The organism is Microcystis sp. M53598_WE2, assembly GCF_030067735.1.
GTDB lineage: Bacteria > Cyanobacteriota > Cyanobacteriia > Cyanobacteriales > Microcystaceae > Microcystis > Microcystis aeruginosa.
This window is the reverse complement of the sequence record NZ_JASJFE010000348.1, coordinates 1-2,738: the sequence shown is the minus strand read 5'-3', so window position 1 is coordinate 2,738 and position 2,738 is coordinate 1. Positions and strand designations below refer to the sequence as shown.

The 2,738-nt window shown below is 39.8% G+C and carries 6 protein-coding genes and 1 pseudogene; 4 read left to right on the top strand and 3 right to left on the bottom strand.

The features are described 5' to 3' along the window. From PX636_RS07520 to PX636_RS07510, 3 genes are all read right to left on the bottom strand, one after another. Positions 1–470, bottom strand: a 470-nt coding sequence (locus PX636_RS07520; RefSeq protein WP_288116633.1) for an RNA-guided endonuclease InsQ/TnpB family protein, incomplete at its 3' end; no start/stop codon positions are given. Positions 471–480: 10 nt separating this feature from the next. Further along, complete coding sequence (locus PX636_RS07515; RefSeq protein WP_002799008.1) at positions 481–687, bottom strand: hypothetical protein; 207 nt, start codon at positions 685–687, stop codon at positions 481–483. Between the two features lie 133 nt (positions 688–820). Continuing rightward, positions 821–1,123, bottom strand: coding sequence for a hypothetical protein (locus PX636_RS07510; RefSeq protein WP_002799007.1), 303 nt, complete (start codon positions 1,121–1,123; stop codon positions 821–823). A 320-nt stretch (positions 1,124–1,443) separates the two neighbouring features. Here PX636_RS07510 and PX636_RS07505 point away from each other — a divergent pair, with 320 nt between their 5' ends. From PX636_RS07505 to PX636_RS07490, 4 genes and pseudogenes are all read left to right on the top strand, one after another. Continuing rightward, positions 1,444–1,626 carry a CsbD family protein gene (locus tag PX636_RS07505; protein ID WP_002763229.1) on the top strand — a complete coding sequence of 61 codons (183 nt, stop codon included), beginning with the start codon at positions 1,444–1,446 and terminating at the stop codon, positions 1,624–1,626. 292 nt (positions 1,627–1,918) lie between these two features. Continuing rightward, a complete protein-coding gene (locus PX636_RS07500) occupies positions 1,919–2,395 on the top strand; it encodes a CsbD family protein (protein WP_002783581.1) in 477 nt (158 codons plus the stop codon). 50 nt (positions 2,396–2,445) lie between these two features. Then, the gene (locus PX636_RS07495; RefSeq protein WP_110546089.1) at positions 2,446–2,595 is read left to right on the top strand and encodes a lmo0937 family membrane protein; all 150 of its coding nucleotides are present in this window, start codon (positions 2,446–2,448) and stop codon (positions 2,593–2,595) included. Positions 2,596–2,603: 8 nt separating this feature from the next. Continuing rightward, a pseudogene (locus PX636_RS07490) lies at positions 2,604–2,738 on the top strand (transposase); the annotation flags it as partial.

Below are 2,738 nucleotides of genomic sequence, written 5' to 3'. Positions count from 1 at the left end.
GAAGGATGTAATCTGACTGTTACTGTACTTGGTTCACATCCGTCTGGTATTTGTCTTGACCATCGAATAGGTAAAGGTTCTGTGCATTTAGCTAAATAGATTTGTTTGTCTTTGAACTTAAAAGCAGATTTGGTAAATTCGGCACTTCCTCCTTGATGTTTTTTCTTAAAGTTAGGATACTTAGTACGACCAGCAAAGAAATTAGTGAAAGCTGTTTGTAAATGTCTTAACCCTTGTTGTAAAGGTACACAGCTTACTTCATTGAGAAAGTTTAATTCTTCTTGCTTTTTCCAATCAGTTAGCATTGAAGAAGTTTGAGCGTAGCCTACTCTTTCTTGCTTTTCGTACCATGCTTGTGTTCTGAGATGGAGAGCTTTGTTGTAAACCAATCTTACACAGCCCAACGTGCGCCGCAATAGCGACTCTTGTTCGGGTGTGGGGTAAAATCGAAACGAATAGGCTTTTTCCATACCTCACATTTTAGCATATATTTCGTAAACGATGCTCATATTTAACAGTAAAGCCGTCGTAGAACGACGGGGTTTCAGACCCAAATTTTCGATGAGGAGCAAACAAACCCCGAAAGCCCTTGTCTTTAAGGGTATTCATGGTTTCTTTGGCAGCATACCAACTATCTCCTGTGACTGTCTCTGGTTTCAATCCCCAAGCTTTTACTTCGTCCAACATTTCTAAGAAATATTCATGTTTTGTCTGACCCTCCTGTTTATTAACGATTCAATAATTAACGGGAACTGACCTTCCTTTACAATCGGTATAATATCAGGTAACTACGTTAATACCTTTGACTACTTTTTTGTGTTTACCACCAGTAAAAGTAATCGATTAACTCAGCTTTAGCTGGGTGACTATAAGGCTTGTCAATTACCATGTCGTCTGTACTGATTGTTCCTCCTTCAAGTTCGATTTGAGGAGCCACTTCATCCAACAAATCCTTGGGTGTATAGTTCTCTCGCCACAAGAAACGATTGACACTGTCATGAGATAAATTGCCCAGAATTTGAGCCAAACGAACACAGCTTATATATTTAGGTTCGCCGAGCAAAAATAGGGTGTAAATAGCCAGATTACATTGAGCAGTTGTTGGCTTCGTAATGTTTCTCATCAGTTGTTCTGTTATAAGAGATGCCCTTATGTCAGGAAATCAAATCGGAGAGGGTTTTGTCAAGAGTCGAGAGAGAAATTGTATCTAAGAATAACAAAATTAGACCACCCACATTTAAGCCTTTTTGTCAATGCGTAAGTTCTATGCTTGCAGAAACGGTATCGTTACATTTTGTGTCGTATTCAAGCAATTCATACAGACTCAATCAATTCATACAGTAAATCAAACAACCACCCGTTACAGTAATACCAGAAGCAGAATTGTTAGCTCAACTTAGGTAAGCAGTTCTCAAATCCAACAAATTCAATAAGGAGAGCATCATGAGCTTAAAAGATAGAGCCGAGGCAACCGCCAAAAATATCGAAGGTAAAGTTCAAGAAGCAGTAGGAGATCTGACTGGCGATCCCAAAGCTCAAGCAGAGGGCAAGGAAAAACAGGCAGAGGCAAAAGTTCGTCACACTATCGAAGATGTGAAAGATGAAGTCAAAAAAATTATTGATTAGTAGGTCATTTGTCACGGCAACCGCCATTCAGACAAATGATTGAAACCAGGCTTTCATCGGAACTCTTCCTCAAAAAATGGTTTCTTTCGAGACAGGTGAAACACTAGGACAAGGCGGCGTAAATAAACCCAATATTACCAGATATCTAGCTTCTCAAAGAAGTCGAAGATCTCTCCCTCGGTAAACTTACGCCGTCAAAGACTAGAAAAATCTTTCTCGAAAGGGTCTAGACAGTAGTTGTTCATCATCCATGTATCATCGATTCATCAAATTCTTTTTGGGAGTTAAAATGATGTCACTTCAACAGGTTCGTCGCTTTTTTGTCACCATTATTTTAACTATAATGCTGGCAATTACTATAGCTTTTGATTTTGGAACTACAAATAGTTGGGCTGCAACTTTACCCACCCAATCGCAGACTCAAATCGCAAGCATGAATCGAGCCAAGGCAGTTACGAAAAATATTGAAGGCAAAGCTCAAGAAGCGATTGGCAACATGACAGGCGATCCCAAAGATCAGATGATGGGAAAAGCCAAGCAAGTCGAAAGTCAGGCTCGTAACGCAGCAGAAGATATAAAAGACCAGATGAAGTTAAAAGGGAGGGCAAAAGCAGTCACAAAGAACATTGAAGGCAAAGCTCAAGAAGCGATAGGTAAAGCTACTGGCAACCGCCAAGATCAAGTTGCTGGAAAAGCTAAACAAGTCGAAAGCCAAGTTCGCAATGCAGTAGAAGACGTAAAAGATACGGTTCAAGATATACTCAATTAAGGATCGATGACTGAATTTTTATCACTTTTCTCTAAATCAAGGAGGGAAATATGTTTGATCTCGTTTGGACTGCTGTTGTTATACTTTTCATCCTCTGGTTGTTAGGATTCTCCATTAACATTGGCGGCGGCTTAATCCACCTGCTTTTGGTTTTGGTGCTGATTGGCGTTGTCTACAACTTGTTTATGAGGCGACGGTAATTGTTGATTCTCGAACACAGAAAGGGTCAAAAAATCGGGAAAAAGCAAGAATCAAAGTAGCTAAGATTCAGGCTCGAATCACCGATAGCAGAAAAGACCATTTACATAAGCTAACCACTCAATTAGTTCGTGAAAACCAAACG

Bases quoted from the DNA above. Each gene is read 5' to 3' on its own strand.
- PX636_RS07515 (WP_002799008.1), bottom strand. From the start codon at position 687: ATGTTGGACGAAGTAAAAGCTTGGGGATTGAAACCAGAGACAGTCACA.
- PX636_RS07510 (WP_002799007.1), bottom strand. From the start codon at position 1,123: ATGAGAAACATTACGAAGCCAACAACTGCTCAATGTAATCTGGCTATT.
- PX636_RS07505 (WP_002763229.1), top strand. From the start codon at position 1,444: ATGAGCTTAAAAGATAGAGCCGAGGCAACCGCCAAAAATATCGAAGGT.
- PX636_RS07500 (WP_002783581.1), top strand. From the start codon at position 1,919: ATGTCACTTCAACAGGTTCGTCGCTTTTTTGTCACCATTATTTTAACT.
- PX636_RS07495 (WP_110546089.1), top strand. From the start codon at position 2,446: ATGTTTGATCTCGTTTGGACTGCTGTTGTTATACTTTTCATCCTCTGG.